The organism is Exiguobacterium sp. s142, from assembly GCF_018618455.1.
GTDB classification, from domain to species: Bacteria; Bacillota; Bacilli; order Exiguobacteriales; family Exiguobacteriaceae; genus Exiguobacterium; species Exiguobacterium aurantiacum_A.
In genome coordinates, this window is record NZ_JACSMB010000024.1 from 1 (window position 1) to 21,438 (window position 21,438).

General features: G+C 52.1%; 19 protein-coding genes. 11 read left to right on the forward strand and 8 right to left on the reverse strand.

The features are described from left to right. Nucleotides 1–92: 92 nt before the first annotated feature. Complete coding sequence (locus tag KNP77_RS14670; protein ID WP_214891500.1) at nucleotides 93–1,298, reverse strand: NAD(P)/FAD-dependent oxidoreductase; 1,206 nt, start codon at nucleotides 1,296–1,298, stop codon at nucleotides 93–95. A gap of 98 nt (nucleotides 1,299–1,396) precedes the next feature. Next, nucleotides 1,397–4,912: a chitobiase/beta-hexosaminidase C-terminal domain-containing protein gene (locus KNP77_RS14675; RefSeq protein ID WP_214891502.1), complete on the reverse strand. Its 3,516-nt coding sequence runs from the start codon at nucleotides 4,910–4,912 to the stop codon at nucleotides 1,397–1,399. Between the two features lie 386 nt (nucleotides 4,913–5,298). On the opposite strand from KNP77_RS14675, the gene KNP77_RS14680 reads away from it, so the two are divergent. The 6 genes from KNP77_RS14680 to KNP77_RS14705 all read left to right on the forward strand — a co-directional run bounded on the left by KNP77_RS14680 (nucleotide 5,299) and on the right by KNP77_RS14705 (nucleotide 10,503). Then, nucleotides 5,299–6,054 (forward strand): alpha/beta hydrolase, encoded by a 756-nt coding sequence (locus KNP77_RS14680; protein ID WP_214891504.1) that lies wholly within the window; start codon nucleotides 5,299–5,301, stop codon nucleotides 6,052–6,054. Between the two features lie 168 nt (nucleotides 6,055–6,222). Continuing rightward, nucleotides 6,223–7,878 (forward strand): glycoside hydrolase family 13 protein, encoded by a 1,656-nt coding sequence (locus tag KNP77_RS14685; protein ID WP_214891524.1) that lies wholly within the window; start codon nucleotides 6,223–6,225, stop codon nucleotides 7,876–7,878. Nucleotides 7,879–7,926: 48 nt separating this feature from the next. Next, the gene (locus KNP77_RS14690) at nucleotides 7,927–8,259 is read left to right on the forward strand and encodes a hypothetical protein (protein WP_214891506.1); all 333 of its coding nucleotides are present in this window, start codon (nucleotides 7,927–7,929) and stop codon (nucleotides 8,257–8,259) included. 64 nt (nucleotides 8,260–8,323) lie between these two features. Beyond that, entirely contained in the window at nucleotides 8,324–8,527 is a 204-nt protein-coding gene (locus tag KNP77_RS14695; RefSeq protein ID WP_016508010.1) for a YwbE family protein, read from the forward strand. Between the two features lies 1 nt (nucleotide 8,528). Then, nucleotides 8,529–8,696 carry a hypothetical protein gene (locus KNP77_RS14700; RefSeq protein WP_016507944.1) on the forward strand — a complete coding sequence of 56 codons (168 nt, stop codon included), beginning with the start codon at nucleotides 8,529–8,531 and terminating at the stop codon, nucleotides 8,694–8,696. Between the two features lie 346 nt (nucleotides 8,697–9,042). Next, nucleotides 9,043–10,503, forward strand: coding sequence for an alanine/glycine:cation symporter family protein (locus KNP77_RS14705; RefSeq protein WP_070328047.1), 1,461 nt, complete (start codon nucleotides 9,043–9,045; stop codon nucleotides 10,501–10,503). Nucleotides 10,504–10,548: 45 nt separating this feature from the next. Here KNP77_RS14705 and KNP77_RS14710 read toward each other — a convergent pair whose 3' ends face one another. Both KNP77_RS14710 and KNP77_RS14715 read right to left on the reverse strand, forming a co-directional pair. Beyond that, nucleotides 10,549–11,349 (reverse strand): formate/nitrite transporter family protein, encoded by an 801-nt coding sequence (locus tag KNP77_RS14710; RefSeq protein WP_070328048.1) that lies wholly within the window; start codon nucleotides 11,347–11,349, stop codon nucleotides 10,549–10,551. A gap of 96 nt (nucleotides 11,350–11,445) precedes the next feature. Next, on the reverse strand, nucleotides 11,446–11,832 hold the full coding sequence (locus KNP77_RS14715; RefSeq protein WP_070328049.1) for a VOC family protein: 387 nt from the start codon (nucleotides 11,830–11,832) through the stop codon (nucleotides 11,446–11,448). Between the two features lie 80 nt (nucleotides 11,833–11,912). On the opposite strand from KNP77_RS14715, the gene KNP77_RS14720 reads away from it, so the two are divergent. The 3 genes from KNP77_RS14720 to KNP77_RS14730 are packed head-to-tail and all read left to right on the forward strand — an operon-like array spanning nucleotide 11,913 to nucleotide 15,190. Continuing rightward, nucleotides 11,913–13,031, forward strand: a complete 1,119-nt coding sequence (locus KNP77_RS14720; protein ID WP_214891508.1) for a GTPase — start codon at nucleotides 11,913–11,915, stop codon at nucleotides 13,029–13,031. A 12-nt stretch (nucleotides 13,032–13,043) separates the two neighbouring features. Next, nucleotides 13,044–14,186: a YcjF family protein gene (locus tag KNP77_RS14725; RefSeq protein ID WP_070328051.1), complete on the forward strand. Its 1,143-nt coding sequence runs from the start codon at nucleotides 13,044–13,046 to the stop codon at nucleotides 14,184–14,186. 41 nt (nucleotides 14,187–14,227) lie between these two features. Then, the gene (locus KNP77_RS14730; RefSeq protein ID WP_131508061.1) at nucleotides 14,228–15,190 is read left to right on the forward strand and encodes a 2-hydroxyacid dehydrogenase; all 963 of its coding nucleotides are present in this window, start codon (nucleotides 14,228–14,230) and stop codon (nucleotides 15,188–15,190) included. A 47-nt stretch (nucleotides 15,191–15,237) separates the two neighbouring features. On the opposite strand, the gene KNP77_RS14735 is transcribed toward KNP77_RS14730, so the two are convergent. The 4 genes from KNP77_RS14735 to KNP77_RS14750 all read right to left on the reverse strand — a co-directional run bounded on the left by KNP77_RS14735 (nucleotide 15,238) and on the right by KNP77_RS14750 (nucleotide 17,807). Continuing rightward, a complete protein-coding gene (locus KNP77_RS14735; protein ID WP_214891510.1) occupies nucleotides 15,238–15,849 on the reverse strand; it encodes a YflT domain-containing protein in 612 nt (203 codons plus the stop codon). Between the two features lie 13 nt (nucleotides 15,850–15,862). Further along, complete coding sequence (locus KNP77_RS14740; RefSeq protein WP_131508066.1) at nucleotides 15,863–16,378, reverse strand: YflT domain-containing protein; 516 nt, start codon at nucleotides 16,376–16,378, stop codon at nucleotides 15,863–15,865. Nucleotides 16,379–16,492: 114 nt separating this feature from the next. Next, nucleotides 16,493–17,314, reverse strand: coding sequence for a hypothetical protein (locus KNP77_RS14745; protein ID WP_214891512.1), 822 nt, complete (start codon nucleotides 17,312–17,314; stop codon nucleotides 16,493–16,495). Nucleotides 17,315–17,393: 79 nt separating this feature from the next. Next, entirely contained in the window at nucleotides 17,394–17,807 is a 414-nt protein-coding gene (locus KNP77_RS14750; protein ID WP_214891514.1) for a methylglyoxal synthase, read from the reverse strand. Between the two features lie 226 nt (nucleotides 17,808–18,033). On the opposite strand from KNP77_RS14750, the gene KNP77_RS14755 reads away from it, so the two are divergent. Beyond that, entirely contained in the window at nucleotides 18,034–19,806 is a 1,773-nt protein-coding gene (locus KNP77_RS14755; protein WP_131508070.1) for a mechanosensitive ion channel, read from the forward strand. Nucleotides 19,807–19,922: 116 nt separating this feature from the next. Continuing rightward, the gene (locus tag KNP77_RS14760; RefSeq protein ID WP_214891516.1) at nucleotides 19,923–21,401 is read left to right on the forward strand and encodes an HD domain-containing phosphohydrolase; all 1,479 of its coding nucleotides are present in this window, start codon (nucleotides 19,923–19,925) and stop codon (nucleotides 21,399–21,401) included. Nucleotides 21,402–21,438: the final 37 nt, after the last annotated feature.

Sequence of the window (21,438 nt, forward strand, 5' to 3'; positions counted from 1 at the left end):
GAATAGGTTCATTATAGCGATTCGTACGCACACGAAAAACCCCGAGTGAGGCACTTTTTCAAGTGTCCATCATTCGGGGTTCAGTTCAGGGATTAACGCGTCCGATCTAATCGTACGAGCCGGGCATCCGAATTGTCGATGCCGCGCACTAAATCACTCAAGATTTTAGAACCTAACATGCTGTAAACCGTACCGTTGCCGCCATACCCGAGCAGGTAGAACAGGTTTTTCCGGTCCGGGTGTTCCCCGATGAAGGGCAGGTGGTCGATCGATTCACCGAACAGAGCTGCCCAAGCGTATTCGACTGTCAAATCGTACATTGGGAATAGCGCTTCGACTTCTTCTCGAATCCGCTCGGCCCGATTACGGATGAGCGCCTCACTATGAGGCGTTTCCGGCTTTTCCTCGTCGAGGCCACCGGCGATGATCCGGCCATCGACCGTCGTCCGTAAATAGAGATAAGGGCGTTTCGTCTCCCAAATGAGCGCCTGGCCGTCCCAATCCTTGAAATCCTTGATCGGGTTCGTCGCGATGGCGTAAGAACGGTTGAGCTCGATGCGATGGGTGTCGAGCAACGGGGCCTTCCCGTAACCGGTCGCAAAGATGACATGCTTAGCCTTGAACGTTGTTTCAGGCGTCAACACGAGCCAGCCGTCACCGTCAGGAACGACTTCCGTCACGCTCGTCTCCTCAAAAATCGGAACGTCGTTCATCGATAGGTGGCGAACGACTTGGCGGCTGAGCGTGAGCGGGTTGACTTCGGCGTCACCTTTCGTGATCAATGCCGCAGACTTGTCGAACGGAAACCGTTCGGCAAGCGCTTCACGGTCAAGCCATTCGGCGTCAAACCCATGCTTGGTGAGCATCTCATACTCGCGTTTCAATTTGGAGACATCTGCCTCCTCGCTCGCGAAGCAGAGGCTGTCCCGTCGTATGTAGACGTCTTTTGCGTCGACGGTTTGTGCGACCTCGTCGAGCGCATCGACCGCCTCCAAGCATAAGTTATAGAAACGCACGGCATCGGTCTCTCCGATTTGATCGGCGAGTTCATGTAACATGATGTCGTTTGAATATTGGATGAGCCCAGTGTTCGCCGCCGTACTTCCGGCTCCGACTTTTCCTTTATCGAGAACGGCGAAATCGACGCCTTCCTTGTGCAGTGTGTAGGCCGTCAACGTGCCGGACATGCCAGCTCCGATGACGAGGACGTCGTACTGTTGTTTTTGGACCGGCTTTTGTAAGACAATCTGTTCCGATTCCGTGATCGGCCAATATAAGTTCCCGTTGTGCATCTCCATGACGTCATCCTCCGATAATCAGCATCTTCTACTTAATCCCCGAATTTTGAGATTGAAAACGCAAAAAACCGCAGACGAAGTGTCTGCGGTCAGGTTCTTTATTTCGTGACGACTACTGTTTTAGCAGAAGCGCCTTTTGTATAGCTGATTTTTTTCACATTTTCGGCACCACGGATTTCCGCAAGGTTCGTTCCGTCGACGATCACTTCTTTGACGGTTGCACCTTTGAAGTCGATGATGGCACCGGCTTCTTCTGGTTTCACTTGAACGACGACGTTTTTGAGTGGATCACCTGTTAACTCAGTGTATACACCGCGAACGAGGATACCGTTCTTGAAGTTCGTGCCTTTGCCAATCGTCACACCGATGAAGTCGTCTTGAAGGACAAGACGGGCAGCCTTATTGTTCTCGACTGTGTACCGCTTCACTTCTACTTCTGGTACTTCCGGTGTTGGCGTGAGATCGATTTGCGCGAGGACCGGATCGTGGTCACTGGCCCGACCTGACATCTCTGTGAAGTCGGCGTTGACGTGAATCATATCGATCTCGGTCGTAGCGGCCAAACGGTTCGACACGAGGATGTGATCGAGCACTTGCGAGTTGCCTTGGTAGACGTAAGAGTAACGATCGACGGCAGGGACTTTCTCGACCATGTTCGTCATCAAGTCACCTTTGAAGATTTGAAGCGCGTCCGAAAACTCGAAGTCGTTGAAGTCACCGAGGGCGACGACGTTCGCATCCGGGTTATCGGCTTTCACGTCCGCTACGAAGTTGTGGACGAGTTGTGCGATTTTTTTCCGTTGCACTTCACTGCCGAGGACGACCGGTTGCTGTGAACCGAAGAAACCAGTATCGCCACCTTTTGAGTTCCAATGGTTGGCGATGACGACGACGTTCTCGCCTTGGAAGTCGAACTGGGCTGCGAGCGGCTTGCGTGAGCTGTTGAAGGCTGGGTCGAGTGGCTCGATCCGGCCCGGGTTATGCGTCAATTTCCCGTTCTCGTAGCCGACAGCCGTCGTCGCGTCACCGGCAGGGATGCCCTCTGTGAGCGAGACGCGCTCCGGGTTATACAAGAAGCCGACACGAATGTTGGCGTTCGGTGCACCGCCGTCTTTATTGTTCTCAGGATCGATGTTGACGTACTTGTACGTCTTGCCGCCGACGGCGACGATGTTGTCAATCAAGCGCTGATAGCTTTGGTCAGCTGCAGCATCTCCTGTGCTTTGCCCGTTGTTGTCTTGAACTTCGGTCACGCCGATGATGTCCGGACTGTTCAACTCTTCGACGAACGCTTTCGCCAGTTTGAGTGCCTTCTCGTCCGACGTCTCCTTCACGTTGTTCGAGAAGTTCTCGAGGTTGTAAGAAGCGATCGTCAACTTGTCTTCTTCTGCCTCGATGAATGTCGTCTCACGCTTAGCATCACCTTTGACGAAGGCAGCTTTCATCTCATCGAGACCTGCTTGAATTTTGTAGTTGCCATATGAATAACCGACGACACCGACGATTGGTCCGTTGAAACGGTCACCGGTCGCGACATCGAACTCACGCGCTTCTGCGTTCGGTTCGAGACGGAACTGGATCCGTTCCGGGTTTGCGTCATCTTTCTTCAAAAGGATTCCTCCGTTGAACGTCTCGGTAGGCGTGCTTTCGAGTACGGTCACGAGGTCACCGTTTTGTTGCGGCGATACTGACTTGAGGTTAGCGGTCTCGACACGCATCCCTTCTAAGCTTTCCCAGAAATCGATGGCGTCTTTGTCTGGATTGAAGACGGCGAGGGCGTCACTGTCGATAAACTCGGTCGGCAAGTTCGACTCGTCAATCTTCACTGGCGTCGGGAGTGTGACGCCACTCTTCACGACATCGACTTGTCCGTTGCGTGTATCGATTTGTGTCATCAACATATCTGTCCGTTGGCGATCGCTATAGCCTTCGATCGCATACTCGCTGACGACACCTTTCACGTTGACGAGGTCTCCGACTTGAATGCCGGCGATCGAACGTCCGCCGTACAGGATGATGCCTTCTGACGTGCGTGCGTCTTGGTCGGCTTCCATGTCCGGTGTTTGAATGTAGTAATAAGTCGTACCCATCGAGACGAACGTGTACGTGACGATTCCTTCGACGCCTTCGACCGTTTGGCCGTTCAGCGGTGACGTGTGGCTCGCGCCTTGGATGTCGTGGATGCGGATCTTGTCCGTGATCTTATAGTCGTACGTTGTCACGGCGCTGAACGCATCGCCTGACTTGACGGCGACTTTGAGCGTCTTCGTCTCTTCGACACGGACTGGACCTGTATAACGCGTCCCGTTCACTTTCGGGTCTGACCCATCGAGCGTGTAATAGATTTCAGCGCCCGCAGTCGTCGTCGAGAGCGTCACATCTTGTGGCCCGACGAACGTTCCTGCACCTGGCTTCGCTGTCGCCGGACGGAGGACAGATGGGTCAATGACTGTGTCCGACACGTCACGCGGGATGATTTGATACGTGTTGTCGAACTGTTGGACGATTCCTGTAATCGACGAATAGTTGATGCCCGTCTGCAAATCGAGAATGCCGCGTTCGTCACGGACGACAAATTCCTTCGTTCCGTCTGTCGCCGTCAAGTTCTGACCGCTACCCGAGAGCGTGACGTTCTTCACCGTCACGAGTTCAGACTCGACGTCCTCATTGATCTGCTCGCCCGTCAACACTTGTGGAGCAGGAACGCTCGCCGTTTGTTTCGAGACGACGACGGCGTTGTTTAATTGAAGGAGCTCACGGTATGAACCGATTGCACCTGTGACGACGACTTCATCGCCGACGTTGACCGCGAGTGATGTCGGACGGACCGAGAGGCCGCCTGTCGCGTCTTGAATCGAGATCGTGTTCGCAAGTTTGGCCGTAACGACGCCTTTGATCGTGACCGTTTCACCTTCTGCCTTCGTGCGGGCATCACTGATTGAAATCGGAGTGACCGGTGCCGGTGGTTCTACCGTTCCGCCATCGCCGTATACGACACCTTGGAACGTGTGCGACCCGAGGTTCGTGAACGTATCGATCGGGAGAGCATTCCATTCCGTAGCGGGTTCGAACGCATCACTACCATTCACGTCACCTGTCGTGACTGTGTCTTTTCGAACCAACGTTTGGTCAGCGGTCGCGACGCTTGTTCCCCATTTTGTGCCCGGGTCGACACCGATTTGACCGAAGACGTCGAGCACAGTGTCACCTTTTTTCAAGACGAGCGTGTCATCACCGTTAAAATTAGTCACGCCGCTTGTCGCATTTGATTTTGCCTTGAGCGCTTCACTCGCACTGCCGTTGACGATGACATACGTGCCACCCGGTTGGAGGGTCCCCGTCAAGTTGAGCGTCGTGCCAGGAGCCGTCCCGCCGTTTGAATACAGTTCGAGCTTGTAGGCAGAGAGGTCGATGGCTGAATCGGTTCCGTTGAACAATTCAATCGCTTTGTTGTTGCTTGAGCCTTCAATATACTCCGAGATGAATAAGTCTGCTGCGTTCAACGTTTCGGCTTGTACGTTTGCCGCGATTGGCGTCATGCTGCTGACGATCAGTCCGGCTGATAAAGCGAGGCCGGTCATTTGTTTGAGTGAACGTGCTTTTGGTTTCCCCATGTTGTAGTCTCCCTTTGGTATGTAGATGGCCGATACGATTTCCCAATTCGTTTGGTCACTTGTTGAGCGTTTAGCCCCCTCCTAGTCAATACGAGAAATGATAGCGCTTACATTATTCGACTGGTGTCTATGAAAATGGCTCGTTACGACTCCATCGATTGGTGTATTTGACTATCATTTACCAACTTTGCAACTACATGTTAAACATAACCAAGCAGACGTCAGAACTCAATCTTCTTTTCACGAAGTTCATATTACATTTTGATGACAAGGTAATGAGTTTATGGATTTTCCCTTTTAGGTTGACGACAAGGCCATGAACTCTTACAATTCATTAATACAAATTAAGTGTATCGGTTAACTGTGAATTGATAGGGAGGAAACGAATGACGACGACTACTTATCCGGTCATCCCGGGAGCGGGGACGTTTTATTATGAAGGGAATCAAACCGGGATATTATTATGTCACGGTTTTAATGGGACGCCACAAAGCGTGCGCGATGTCGGGATCGACTTGATGGAAAAAGGCTTCACGGTGTATGCCCCTCGCTTGACGGGGCACGGGACCGACCCCGAGGACTTTAGATGTTCGACGAGCAAGTGCTGGTATGAGAGCATGGAAGCAGGTATCCGCTTCTTGCGCGAGCGATGTCGCCACGTCATCGTCGTCGGACAATCGATGGGCGGGACGCTCGCCTTGAAAGCCGCGCTCGCTGGCCTTGCCGACGCCGTCATCACGATCAACGCGGCGTTGTCTGTACCGGGCTACGCGTGTCATGCGGCTGACGACGTCTGTCGCTTCATCGACGAGGACGAGCCGGATATCAAGGCAAATGACGTGTATGAGATCGTCTACGACAAAGTACCGACGTCGGCCATTCGCGAATTGCTCGCTTTGATCGAGGAAGTTCGGCCTCGTGTGTCGGACGTAGAAGTTCCGACGTGCGTCATCCATTCCGCTGTCGACCACGTCGTCCCGCCGGAAGATTCGATGTGGTTGTATGACAAGATTCAGGCGCCGAAGCAGCGTATCGTTTTGAAGCAATCGTACCATGTGGCGACGATGGACCATGATCGCGGTCGATTAGCCGACGCGATCGGTACGTTCTGTGAACAAGTGACGACGGTTGAACAAATGTAGTCTCTAAGACTGCATTTTTATTTGTACTTCTTTGCAAACGCTTGCACTAATGATATTGTAAGATTAGATTTACCCAAACAGTGGTATGTACCTTCATTGATACTAATCGTAGGCTTAGGAGGAATTTGGCGTATGGAGACGGCGTTCAGACAAAGTGAGAAGCAAGGCATCGCCCGGGCATGGTGGAAAGAAGCCATCGCCTATCAAATATACCCACGCAGTTTCAAAGATTCGAACGGGGACGGCATCGGCGACCTCCGTGGCATTATCGAAAAGCTTGATTACTTGGAAGACCTCGGCATCGATGTGATCTGGCTCTGTCCGATGTACAAATCACCGAACGATGACAACGGCTATGACATCAGCGATTACGAAGACATTATGGAAGAGTTCGGGACGATGGAAGATTTCGATGCGTTGCTGAGCGCGGTCCACGCGCGAGGGATGAAGCTATTGCTAGACCTCGTCGTCAACCATACGTCAGACGAACATCCATGGTTCGTCGAATCGAAAAGTTCGAAAGACAACCCGAAGCGGGATTGGTATATATGGCGAGACGGATCAGAAGACGAGCCACCGAACAACTGGGCCAGCATTTTCGGCGGCTCGGCCTGGGAATATGACGCGGCGACCGAGCAGCACTACCTTCACGTGTTCTCTAAAAAACAGCCTGACTTGAATTGGGAGAATGAAGAAGTGCGCGGTGCGGTCTACGATATGATCAACTGGTGGCTCGATAAAGGAATCGATGGGTTCCGGGTCGATGCGATCAGCCACATTAAAAAGATGCCGACCGAGACGATGTTGCCTTCCCCGGATGGCAAACGTCACGTCACGGCGTTCTCGATGTATTCAAATATCGAGGGGATCCACGAGTACCTCCAAGAGATGAAGCGAGAGACGTTCGCCAAGTACGATATCATGACGGTCGGGGAGACGAACGGGATCGAGCCGAAAGCGGCCGACCTGTGGATGGGACCTGGAAACGGGGCGATGAACATGGCGTTCCATTTCGACCACGTCGATATTATGCGCAAGTCCCGGCTCGCCCCGCTTGACGTCGTCGAACTGAAGCGTATTTTTGACAAGTGGCAACAAGGGTTGCTTGAAACAGGGTGGAACGCCCTCTATATCGAGAACCATGACATGGTGCGTGCCGTCTCGCTCGTCGGGGATGAGAACCACTATTGGCGTGAGAGTGCGACCGCGCTCGGGATGATGTACTTCTTCATGCACGGGACGCCGTTCATCTATCAAGGGCAAGAAATCGGTATGAAGAACGTGCCGTTGCCATCGATTCACGACTACGATGACGTCGCGACAAAGAACGAGTACTTCGAACGGATCGCGAACGGGATGAGTGAAATCGACTCGATGCAACACGTTTGGGGGACGTCGCGCGACAACGTCCGGACGCCGTTGCAATGGGACGCCTCGCCGCACGGCGGCTTCTCGTCAGCCACCCCGTGGATGCCGATCCATGCCGAATATGAGACGTTGAACGTGGAAGCACAGTCTAAAGACGTGAACTCGATTCTGTCGTTCTACAAGGCGATGATCCGTCTACGCCGAGCCGAGGAGACGTTCACGTATGGAAGTTACCGTGATCTCTTGCCGGAACATCTGCAAGTATTCGCGTATGAGCGCAAGTTCGAGCAACAATGCTTTTATGTGCTCGTCAACTTGACGGCGAATCCGGCCGAGACGACGCTGCCTGGTCTTGACGAGGCGACACTCGTCTTGACGAATGAGGTGGACCCGGAACCGATCGAGCAAGACACGTTCATGCTGAAGCCGTTTGAAGCCCGGTTATATCGCTTATAATGACGAGACACCTTCCATTCGGGAGGTGTCTTTTAGGAGGGGATCAGTATGCATCAGATCGAACTCGGGAACGACGACGTCACGGTTCGATTCATCATTGCTGAGGCTAATCGTACGACGCTAAAACTCGTCCTCGCTCGAGACGCAGAAATGGTCCGGACAGCTGACTATGTCTCGTTTGGACGAGACCTTACCGAGGTGTATGAGCAATTGAGTGGTAAGGCCCAACTTCAAAATGAGAGCGGCCGGACGATTTTAAGGATTGCGTTCAACAGGGGACGGGTCGATGTCTCAATCGCGTGGGGACAAGGCGAGACGACGTTTGCGACCGATCAAAGTTATTTGACGAAAACGCTTGGTCAGCTCGGTCCGTTTGAATAGACTGTGACAAATGCGGGAAAAGAGCATATGATAGAGGTTGACTATACGGAAAGGGGTGTCGGGTATGGATGGTAAGAAACGCGCGGACATTCGCCCAGGACTCCACGTCCAGATCGTCCTGAAACAAGATCAGCGGAGCGGGAAGTTGACGAAAGGCGTCGTCAAAGACATTTTGACGAACTCGCCAAGTCACCCGCACGGCATTAAAGTACGCTTAAACGATGGACAGGTCGGTCGGGTAAAAGTGATCGAAGCTGGAGGTGAATAATATGAGTGAAAAGAAATTGAGTTTCCAAGAGGCAATGAAGCAAAAACTCGCCGAGAAGAAACAGAACGAAACGAAAGTGCCGACAGGACTTCGTGGGACGAAGCAAAAACCGTTGACGAACCAGTTGACGAAAAAGCCGAACAACCAGAAGAAACGGACCGGCGTATAAACCAAGCAGTTGCTCATGCGAGCGACTGTTTTTTTGTTGGGGTCAATCAGACGACGCGTCAATGAAATGGCGATCGTTGAAGTCATGCAGATGAAGCTTCTTTAAAAAAAGTGAAACCTTAAATCAAATAACGAAATAAAAATGATGATTTATTCATTCTTCCAAAATAGTATGTAAGCGCTTTAAGTGTCGGTTTTTCAGTCTTTTTGTCGTGTGTCATGTGAATTTTTTGTGAACTCACCTATAAAAAAATTGTTGCTAATTGTCAGAATCTTTGTATAATTCAGAACTAAGACATCATAAAAAATCTTCAACTTAGATTTCCACAACAGGGAGGAACTTATTCATGGAAGCTGTACAAAACTTGTTACAAGGAAGCGTCGACTTTTTAAACAACATCTTATGGTCGTACGTGCTTATCGTCGGATTGATTGGGGCCGGGATTTACTTTACGGTCAAGACAAGGTTTATGCAGTTCCGCTACTTAAAAGAGATGTTCCGTGTCGTCACAGAAAAATCAGATGCCACAGATAGTAAGAGCATCAGCTCGGCGAAGTCGTTCTTCATCGGAGCGGCAACGCGAATCGGAACTGGTAACTTGGCAGGGGTCACGGTCGCGATCACACTCGGTGGACCGGGAGCAGTGTTCTGGATGTGGATCGTCGCCCTCGTCGGTGGCGCTACCGCGATGATCGAGAGCACGCTCGCTCAAGTGTATAAAGTAAAAGACGACGTCGCATACCGCGGCGGTCCAGCTTACTACATTGAAAAAGGGCTCAACAACCGCGTCCTTGGTATCATCTTTGCAGTATTGATCGCATTCACGTTCGGTCTTATCTTCAACTCGGTACAATCGAACACGATCGCAGCAGCGTTTGATAACGCGTTCGGTCTCGAAGCTGCAGTCGGTGGCGCTATCCTCGTCGTCTTGACGGGTCTCGTCATCTTCGGTGGCGTCCGACGTGTCGCGAACTTCTCGGCAATCGTCGTACCGATCATGGCTGTCCTTTACTTGATCGTCGCTCTTTATGTCGTCGTCGTGAACATCACAGAAATGCCAGCCGTCCTCGGCATGATCTTCAAGAGCGCGTTCGGAATCGAGCAAGCGTTTGGCGGTTCGGTCGGTGCGGCTATCATGATGGGTGTCCGTCGTGGTCTCTTCTCGAACGAAGCTGGTATGGGTTCGGCACCGAACGCAGCAGCGGCAGCAGAAGTGTCACACCCGGCGAAACAAGGTTTCATGCAGACGCTCGGTGTGTTCTTGGATACGTTGATCGTCTGTACGGCGACAGCGGCTATCGTCCTCCTTTCGGACAGCTACGCGGCTGGTAACGGTGAAGGGATCGCACTCCTTCAAAACGCGTTGGCTGAGCAAATCGGTGCTTGGGCACCTGGCTTCATCGCCGTCAGTGTCCTCTTGTTCGCATTCAGTTCGATCGTCGGTAGCTACTACTACGGTGAGACGAACATCGAGTTCATCAAGAAGAGCAAAGGCGCTGTCTTCGGTTTCCGCCTTCTCACAATGGGCTTTGTCTTCCTCGGTTCGGTCGCGAGCCTTGGCTTCGTTTGGAGTCTCGCCGACTTGTTCATGGCCGGTATGACACTCATCAACTTGGTCGCCATCTCGCTTCTCGGCGGTGTTGCCTTCAAAGTACTTCGTGACTACGAAGAGCAACGAGCCCAAGGTCTCAACCCACGCTTCTCGGCCCGTAAGCTCGGCATCGAGAACACGGAATGTTGGGACGTCGACGAGGACGAAGTCGCAGAAGGTGCGGTTCAAATCGCCGCTGCCGATTCGTCAAAATAATCATTTACGCAACAACAGGGGCCCTGCATCGGGGCCCCTGTCTTTTTATGCGTTCTGGCGGAGCGTTTCCACGTTCGCCGTCCCAGGTTTTGCGTTCAAATGGAGGTACGTGCCGGCGACGAACAAGGCGCCCCCGACGATATTACCGAGTGTGGCAAACAGTAGATTATAGAGTGCGAGCCCGATGTTGATGGCTTCAGACGGCACATAATAGAGGGCCAGCCCGAAGATACCCATGTTGGCGATCGAGTGCTCGAAACCGGCGGCGAAAAAGACGACGACCGGGAGCATCGTCAACATGATTTTGGCGACGTCGTTTTGCGTCTTGAGCGGCATGAAAATGGCGATACAGACGAGTACGTTACAAAGAATTCCTTTTAAGAAAATGGCGAGTGCGTCACCGCCCATCTTTTTAGCAGCTACGACTGCGAGCAAGTGGTCACTATTCATGTCACCCATGCTGTGGGCGCCGATGACGAGGATCGTGAGCAACAGCGCGCCGACCAAGTTGCCGATCCAGCTGATGCCCCACACTTTGACAAGATCGCTCCATGCGACACGTCCACGCTTCGCACCGGTATACAAGTACATCGTGTTGCTCGTGAACAGCTCTCCGCCCATCCAGACGATGAAGACGAGTGCGACCGAGAAACTCATGCCGGCAAACAGCATCGTCCCTGGTACGTCGATGAACATGTTTCCGACCGTAAATGCGAAGACGACTCCGATCCCGATCAAAAAACCGGCGACGAGCGAGCGAAGTGCGTATTGACCGAACGAGTGATGAAGGAGCGTCGCTTTTTTATGGGCGGCTTCTTCCATATAATCGATAACTTGTTTTTCCATTTGAATAAGACCTCCTTTAGACAACTTAAGTCTAGGAGGTCTTAAAAAAGTTTGCAATTGTTTTCACAAACTTTCGATAAGGGGATTTGTATCCGTTCACATCGTCGCCACGAGTTCGACTTTGATGCGATCCGGGTCTTCGAAATAGAGCGCGACGTAGTTCGGACCGCCCGCATACGGAAAACGGTCGGCGTACAGCTCATTGAAGCCGTAACGGGACAAGCGGCTGCGAAAAGATTCGAGTTGCTCCACCGATTCAGCGTGAAAGGCGAGGTGGTTCAGTCCTGTTCGCTTCCGATGGTACGAGGGTTCGAGATATGCCGGTTCGGTTTGAACGAAGACGAGGTACGTCTCACCATGACGATAACTTTTTCCGTGTTCCCATTGTTGGTATACCGTATACCCAAGCTCTGTGAGGAGCCAGTCCCAAGCGATTAAACTTTTGTTCAGGTCAGAAACATAGAGCTCTACGTGGTGAAGCATGCGTCTCATCCTTCCGTCGGACGTTTCAAAAGCGGCCGTTTAGTATAATGGTATTATACAACGACTGCAGGGGGAACCATATGGACAACACGGGGCTTGTCTCGAACATATTGATCGCGGGAAAAACAGGCGTCGGCAAGAGCGCCTTCTTGAACTATATTTACGGACGTGACGTGGCCGAGTCACGGGCGGGCAGCCCGGTGACGGCAGAAGGCCTGCACGAATACGAGTATTACGATCTTGAACGCGGGATCTTGTTCCGCTTTTTTGATACGTGGGGACTTGAAGCCGACCGGTCTGAAGAATGGCATGAAGCGGTCATCGCCGTCGTCAATAAGCGGGAAGGGGCACTCGACATCGCTGACTGGTTCCACACGATTTATTATTTGCTGTCGATCAACTCAGGTCGTGTCGAAACGTATGAGCTCGAGTCGATTTTGAAGCCACTTTACGCGAAAGAGAGCAACGTCACCATCATCTTGACGAACTATAATCCGGACAGCGCGATGAACGTGGAGAAAGCCGAGGCGATGGAAGACGTCTTGATGCGAGAACTTGGCATCAATCGTGACGCCATGATCCGGGTGAACAGTGTCGAGAAAAAGCTGCTGAGCGGACAAGTCGTACCGACGCTCGGTTATGAGGCGGTCTGGCAGCGGAACCGAACGAACCTCTGGCAGGATGTCGAGCGGAAATTACCGCTCAACTTGACCCGGCATTTATTGGACGAGCTCGAAGCGTGGCGCGACCGGAGTTACCGTTTGGCTGAAAAAATTCGGATGATCACCCCGCAAGCGATGATCAGCTGGAAAGCGCGTCAAATCGAAAAAGATTTGGAGAGCACGCTCGAACAGGCCGCGCTCACGACAGAAGAAGCGATGGCGCAGGGGGTCCGTCATTACATTCAACTGATGGAGCGCTATCCGCTCGTCGGCAAACAAGCGGACGTCGGCTTCAAGACGCGCCGGGTCGAACTCGGCTTTGATTATTCATTTAAGCGGACGATTCGAAAGATGGTGCTCGGGATGATTCCGGGTATTCATTTCATTTACTGGGCGTTCAAGCGCCGGACAGCGGAGCGGGGCATCAAAAAAGCCATCGACCAACAGTATGAGACGGTCAGGGAAGCGATTGTTCAGGACGTGCAACGTGGATTCGAGAACGAGATGAAGCAGCTTGGGCGTACGCTCAATCAATGAGGAGGAAGTCATATGGAGAAAAAAGCGCCATTTAATTTAGATACGTACGATTTGAAAGAAGAGTTGGGTCGTCTGCGAGGCGAAGTCAAGAAGCCGAACATTTTAATCGCCGGTGCGACCGGTTCTGGGAAGAGCTCGGTCGTCAACCATGTGTTCGGTCGCGATTTGACGAAAGTGGCGGCCGGCGAGCCGGTGACGCGTGGAATCCACCAGTTCATGAGTGATGACATCGCGATTGTCCTCTATGATAGTGAAGGGTATGAGATCGGAAGTGAGCGCCAACAGGCGTATGCCGACGAAGTCATCGGCTTTGTCGAACGGGCACAGACAAAACCTGCGGCCGAGCAGATGCACCTCGTCTGGTACGCTATCAACGCCTCGATGAAACGGGTCACACCGCTCGATCGGACGCTGATCAAACAGTTGAACGACGTCACTTCGGTCGCAGTCTTATTGACGCAAATCGATCAAGTCGACATGGATGAATTGACGGCGCTGCGAAACGAATTGGCTGGAGTCGTACCGGAAGACGCAATTTTTCAGGTAAGTGTCGCCGGTGAGTTATTGAACGATGCTGAACTTCGGGACCACCTTGACTGGGAACGTCTCGTCACATGGTCGGTCGACCAGCTCGACCAGTCACTTCAAGAAGGATTGCTCATGGAGATTCATGCGGAGAGCGAAGCGATGCTCAAGCTGAAACGTAAGAAGGCGAACCGGATCATCTCGGGCTATGTCGCGAGTGCTGGGACTGCCGCTGCCGTGCCACTCCCGTTCGCGGATGCCATCGCGTTGACACCGATCCAAGTGACGATGAGCGTCCACTTGTTCCGTTATTGGGGCGTCAAAGCGAGCGATGATATGTTGAAAACGTTGATTGGCAGCACGATCATCCCGCAAATCGGACGGACGCTTTCGAAGACGCTGTTGTTGAACGTCATGAAGTTCTTCCCGGGTGCGAACGCGGCGGCGAGCGTGATCAATGCGACAGTGGCATCCGGGATCACCTGGGCAATCGGCCTTGCCATCAATGAAGTCGCGTATCGCAATGCGATGGATTCTTCGAAGACGATCGAGCAACTGCTCAACAGTGACTTTAGTTCATTGTTCGATCAGTTCATAAAAGAGAATCCGATGTCGAAAGACAAATCGTGATTCGAAGTTTGTTACGATGAGAGAGAACAGGGGGAATGGATATGAAGAAACGAATTTACATCACACGACGTCTGCCAGAAGAAGCAGTGGAGCCGCTGCGAGACAAGTATGACGTCCGCATGTGGGACGAAGAGGCGGTGAGCGTACCGCGTGACGTCTTGTTGAAAGAAGCAGCATCGGCTCATGCGCTATGGACGATGCTCAGCGACACGATCGACCGCGAGTTGATCGAACAGGCGCCTGACCTCGCAGTCATCTCGAACTTGGCCGTCGGTTATAACAACATCGACATCGAAGCGGCAAAACAGCACGGCATCGTCGTGACGAACACGCCGGACGTTTTGACCGAGACGACAGCGGACCTCGCGTTCGGACTCATGATGATGACCGGGCGCCGGCTCGGAGAAGCAGAACGTGACTTGCGGGCGGGGGAATGGAAATCGTGGACACCGATGGGCTACGTCGGGATGGACCTGCATCAGGCGAAGCTCGGGATTATCGGGATGGGACGCATCGGCGAGGCGGTCGCACGGCGGGCCCGCGGTTTTGACATGGACGTCTTGTACCATAATCGGACGCGTCGTCATGAATCGGAGTCGATGTACGGATTCGTCTACGCCGAACTCGATGACTTGCTCGAGCAGTCGGATTTCGTCGTCGTGCTCGCACCGCTCACCGAACAGACGCGCGGCATGATCGGCACCGAACAGTTCGCCAAAATGAAAGACACGGCCGTCTTCATCAACGTCGCCCGCGGCGAGATCATTGATGAGTCGGCACTGTACGAGGCATTGAAAGCAAACAAGATTTGGGCAGCGGGGCTCGACGTGTTCGCGAAAGAACCGGTGGCGATGGACCATCCGCTCTTGACGCTTCCGAACGTCACGACGCTCCCGCATATCGGCAGCGCCACGATCAAGACGCGCCTCTCGATGATGGCGCTCAACCGAGAAGCCATCGTCAACGTACTTGAAGGGAAAGAACCAAAAAATCGATTGACGTAAAAAAAGAGGAACCTGACGTCATGTGTCAGGTTCCTCTTTTCTGTCCATTAAAAGCGGCGAATGTTGTCTGGATCTTCAACATCGTTGCGTAACGCTCGGTCATCGAGCCCGCGAAGTTTCGCTTCTTTATCGTTCAGTTTGGATTTTTCATCAAGCGTGTCTTGTTCTTGATCGACGGCCCGGTTCGGGTTGTCTGGTGCGGATTCGTTGAACGGCTTCGAGTCAACTTCCAAACCGTCAGCGGTATGATGTCCTTGATGGCCTGTATCGTGCTTCGACTCGTTGTAAGGCGCCGAATCGATTGTCAAACTTTCATTGTGACGGCGTTCATAGTCTTCATCGACATAGATCAAAATCTTGCCGGCCTCGACGTCGCTGTAATGGCGATTGACTTCTTCTTCGCTTAGTCCCATGTTGCGGAGCCCGGCGTGAACGTCTTCGTGGCCGCTCAAGAACGAACGGACTTTGTCGAACCAACCTGTATCGTGTGAGGCCTCGGTGTGCACGTCCGTTTTACGGCGCAAAATCGAGACGCTGTCCTCATGTTTGGCGACGACGTAAATGTCTGAGTCTTTGTATCCTTTGGCGCGTAGCTCCTCAATCTTTCCTAGAGCCGATTCTTGCGTGTCGTACATGCTAATAAATCGTTTCTCACTCATGGTTGTCTCCTCCTTATAATCGGCGATGGTCCTCTAAGCCGGAATGTCCCCGTACAATCGGATCTTCTTTCGTACCGCGTGGTTTTTCATCATGATCATTGAACGGTTTGGCATCGAATGCAATCCCGTCTGCCTTTTCCCCTTGATCGTGGTCGAGTTCACTGTCTTTTTTATACATATTCGGATAGCGCTCGTACGAATGTTTATCAACGTAAAGCAACAGTTTGCCGTCGTCGATGGCTGAATAGTATTCCTCTGCCTCGGCATCGCTAAGACCCATATTACGCAGCTCATCGCGAATCCGGTCGCTGCCGTGCAGGAATGCTTTGACGCGGTCTAACCAATTGACATCTCGAATCCCAGCCTCGGCGTTCACATCGGTGTGATCGCGCAATGCGGAAATTTCCCCGTCCCGCTTGGCTACGACATGCATATTTTTCTCCGCTTCCCCGGCCTTTTTGAGTTCATTCACTTTGTCCATCACTTCTTGCTCGCTATGAAATAACCCGATCATTTTGCGGTCTGACATGGTCTGCCCCCTTTATCATCTCGTCTTACGATTAAATTGACGTCACGGTATTAGTAATTTCCGTTCTGGCGAATGTTCAAACAAAAAACGCCATCTCACCTGAGACTGGCGTCATTAATAATAAATGGTCATCGTATCGTTCCCGAGATGGCAACGCGTGCTCTTCCAGACAAACTCGGCGAGTGTCCACAGCGCCATGAAGCCGCTGATTGCTAACAACACTAACGCGTAGATGGGCGTCAATTGAATCAAAAACGACCATCCGAGCGTGAACAGGAGCGGTTGGATCAGGATCACGAAGCCGACATACACGAGAATGATGAGCAGTGCGAACAAGACGCGGCGTCCAATTGTCTGAAAGTGGTGACGGAAGCGCGTCAGTAAGCCGAAGACGGCACCGGTCAGTAAGACCGGCAGCACGAAGGCGAAGTAATCGAGCGGATACGAGGTCGTCGGTGCACTGAACAGCCGTAGACTGAACAAGTCGTCCATGACGAGCAACAGGTTGGCGTAAGCGAACGCGAGCACCATGCCGAGTAACCAGCCGAACTGGTTCCAAATGCGGCGAGACGATTTGATCGCCTCGATTTTTGTGTAGGCGAGAAACGAGACGTCACGCTTTTCGATGTCTTGGAGTTCGAGCTGCGTCTCGTTCAATCGCTCGACGGCCCAGTCGAACTCACGGTTCGCCTGTACCTTCTCATGCATTTTAAGTTCGCCCGACTGCTCGATGATGGAGCGGTAACGACGACGATACTCGTCGTTCGTTTTTGGTTTTTCGATCAAGAACATTGCATAGGCGCGTGGGTCTTGACTCGTCAGGCCGTCGAGGGATTGACCGCTTCTTTCTGCTTGTTGAATATACCCGGCCAAACTGTTGAGCAAGCGCTCCGCTGTTGAGTTGTCGTCTAACAGTTCAGACAGATGTGTTCGCACTTGTTCGTAAAATTGCTGTACGGTCGGGTCGTTCGATACATGTGGGTTCAGGACAATTCCTCTCTTCTATATAAATTGGTCATACAGGCGGTTCGTCGTTATGGGAAAGTTTGAGCGATTCAAAGTCGCCTTGTTCGATGCTGCGAATCAAGATTTCACTTCCACCCATGTTTGTGGCGAGCGGAATCGAGTAGACGTCACAGAGGCGCATCAATGCACTCACGTCCGGCTCGTGGGGCTGGGCGGTCAACGGGTCACGGAAGAAGATGACCATATCCATCTCTCCACGGGCGACCGAGGCGCCGATTTCTTGGTCACCACCGAGCGGTCCCGACTTAAAGCAATGGACCGGAAGTCCCGTCGCTTCGGCGACACGTTTTCCGGTCGTCCCCGTCGCAAACAAATGATGTTTCTCTAGTACGTGAGAATAGGCTTTGACGAGTACGATTAAATCATCTTTTTTCTTATCATGGGCAATCAGAGCGATGTTCATCTTGACTCCTCCTTAAAAATACTTCTTCTTAATTCGTATCATATTTGAACTAGAAAGACACGCCTTGTTTATTGAGGTAAAATTTTCCTAAAAAATCATTTTTCCAGTTAATATTTATTCAAGGATGCGAATTGTCTATGTTTAGGTAGATGAAAATGTTGGTATTTATACAGAGAGTCGTATGAAATAATAATCATTTTAAAAAGAGATTGGAGGAAGATGTCGGATGAACGATACAACGTATAATTTCAACACGTTCATGTCTTGGTTGCCAGAGCTCTTGCTTGCACTGCTTGTCCTTGTCGTCGGTTTTACTGTGGCGAAAGTTCTGGAAAACGTGACGCGTAAAGCGCTGCGTAAAGCACGCCTCGACGATCGTGTTGGTGTCAAGCAAGAAGGGGAGCCGGGTAAACCTGGAAGAGAAGAAAAGCGGTGGACACCTGAACGGATCATCGCGAAAGTCGTCTTCTTTGGAGTATTGCTTCTCGCATTCTTAATCATCTTCGAATTTATGAACGTGCCAGCGATCACGCAGCCGTTTAGCCAAATCTACGAAGGCTTCTCAGGTTTAATTACCGGAGTCGTCAAAGCAGGTCTCATTCTACTCGTCGCCTGGATCATCGCGACGCTCTTGAAAAAAGCGATTCAAATGGCTGGTCATCGCCTCAACTTGAGCAAGTTGATGGAGAAGACAGGTCAGGAGTCGACAAGTGTCAACCAGACGAAATGGGTCGACACGGTCGCAAACATCGTCTTCTACTTGGTGTTGTTGCTAGCACTTCCTGCCGTCCTTGACGCGCTCGGTCTCCGAGGCATCAGTGGACCGTTTGAAGACTTGTTGAACAGCTTCCTCGCCTTCATTCCGAAACTCGTCGCAGCGGCACTCATCTTTGCGATCGGTTATATCGTCGCGAAAATTGTCCGCGATATTTTGACGAAGTTCTTGGAAGCGGCAGGACTCAACAAGTTTGCCGAGAAACTTCACTTGGCAGATTACGTGAAAGGGTCAAGCCTGGCGAAAGCGGTCGGTACGGTCGTCTTCATCTTGATCATGATCCCGGTCACAATCTCAGCACTTGAGGCACTCGACATTCGAGGCATCTCAGACCCTGCCATCTCCATGTTGAACAACGTCTTGGCCATGATCCCGAACATCATCGTCGCAATCGTCTTGATTCTCGCTGGTGTGTTCGTTGCCAAATGGCTCAAAGGGGTGGTCGTATCACTTCTTGAGAATTTGGGCGTCAACTCGCTCGCAAGCAAGATGGGTCTCGGTGGACGTTCGACATCATCGACGTCGATTGCTCAAGTAATCGGTACGATCGTTCAAATCATCATCATCTTGTTGTTCGTGTCGGAAGCCCTGCAAGTCGCTAACCTCGACTTCATGGCCTCGCTCGCAACTGCAATCTTTGCTTACTTGCCGATGGTCATTGCAGCCATCATCGTCTTGGCGGTCGGTTTCTGGCTCGCCAATATGGCAGAGCGTCTCGTCGGCAGCGTGCTCGTCGATGCGTCAGGTCAACCGAGCGTACTACGCCACGTCGCGAAGTATGCGATTCTCGGGATCGCCTTCTTCATGGCCATCAGTCAGCTCGGCATCGCACCGATGATCGTCAATACGGCGTTCCTGCTTATCCTAGGTGCTGTCGCCCTTGCGTTCGGCCTTGCCTTCGGTCTCGGTGGACGTGAAACAGCAGCTCGCTACTTGAAAAAAGCTGAGAAGAGCATCGACGAGACGGAAGTATCGAAAGAAGGTCTCGAACAAGAGAAAGCACAAATGAATCAAGAAGCCGAAGCTGCGAAGCGACAGGCGAAGCAAGGTATCGATCAGTCGAAACGTGAAGCGGATCAAACGAACCAAGAGTTGAAACGTGAAACGAATCGGACAACGGATGTGACGAACGTGGACGGTCCAGAACCGAACCCGTTCCATGAAAACATCACGCCAGAAGATAACCGTTCACCCGACGACAACGAAGGTCCACGTCGTCCATAATCAGTGAACTGAGCGAGTCTCTCTAGTGAGAGGCTCGTTTTTTGTGTTGTGAAAAAGGGTGATTTTTGGTCGATAAACAGAATGAGAGAAGTCGGTGAAGAATAGGAGGGGTCAAAGTGTTTGAACGCTTTCAAAATACGTTAATTATGAATTATATCATCGGTTCAGGGATCGCGGTGTTCGGTGTCGGGGGTCTGTTCATCTTCCAAACGCTCGAACTGTCCCGTGCTGAAGTGATATCTTTATTTGCCATCATGGCGGTGTCAGGTATGGTCATGATCAGTCTCGAATTACTGATATATCGGCGTCACATCCGGCCGATTCGGAATGTCTTTCGAAGTGAGGCGCCTAGTTACGAAGCGCTTCAACAGGCGTTCGATCAGACGAGTCACTTTCCGACGTTGACGGTGAAGCGCATACTAGGACCTCATTTATTTGGTCTTTCAGTGCCGGCCATGAGCTTGACCGCATTGGCGATTCAACAAAACTGGATCAATTTGCCGTACCGTTTGATTGGAATGGCGGCTTTTGGGGCGGTATTGATCGCGATTTTACATGCGCTCATCGAGTTTTTCTTGACGTATCGGTCGGTCGAGCCGTTGTTGCTTCATTTACAAGATCAAAGTGAGCAACTGTACGATACACCGCTCCAGGCGTCGTACCAGTCAATTAGCGTCCGGACGAAGCTTTTGATCAGTATGCTCGTCATCGGGGTGTTTCCGGTCATGTTGTTCATTCTCGCTTCGGGCGTCCAACTGTCGACCGTCGAGCAAGTCGACGCATATTGGCGTTGGGCCGGGTTGATCTTGGTCGTGATCGTCGGTGTCGCGACGTTCAGTAGCCTGCTCCTATACGACAACATCAAGCGTCCGCTTGCCACGTTGACACAAGGGATCGAACAGCTCGATGCCGGCGAGCTGAAACCGATCGACAACCCGTACGCTGATGAGTTTTCGCAGCTGGTGAACGGATTCAATCAGATGGTGAAGAACGTCAATGAACGTGAGGAAGAAAACGATCAACTGCTGAACAGCTTGTTCGTCTTGTTCGCGGCTACGCTCGACGCCCGTGATTCCTACACGGCTGGCCATTCGGAACGGGTTGCCGCCTATTCTGTCGAACTGGCATGTGCGTTAGGTTGGCCGCAGGCGCAGATTGAGCTACTCCGCAAATCGGCGTTGCTTCATGATATCGGGAAGATTGGGATTCGTGACGACGTTTTGTTGAAAGAAGGAAAACTGACAGACCACGAGTTCGCCCAAATTCAAGAGCATCCGACAATCGGGATTCATATTTTGAATCAGATCACGTTGCCGGTCTCACTTCAGCCGCTCATGGCGGGTGTACGGTCACACCATGAACGAATCGACGGGAACGGCTATCCAGACGGATTGTCCGGTGAAGCTATCCCGCTCTTCGGCCGCATCATGGCGATCGCTGACGCCTACGACGCGATGACGTCAGACCGTCCGTATCGGCAAGGGATGCCTGTCGAGAAGGCGCTGTCGATTTTAGAGAGCGGGCGTGGCACCCAATGGGACGCGGCGTTCGTCGATGTGTTCGTTCAGCTGCGCCGTGAGGCGTTGTCCGCCTAAACGATAACAGGTCTGTCTCCGCGGAGACAGACCTGTT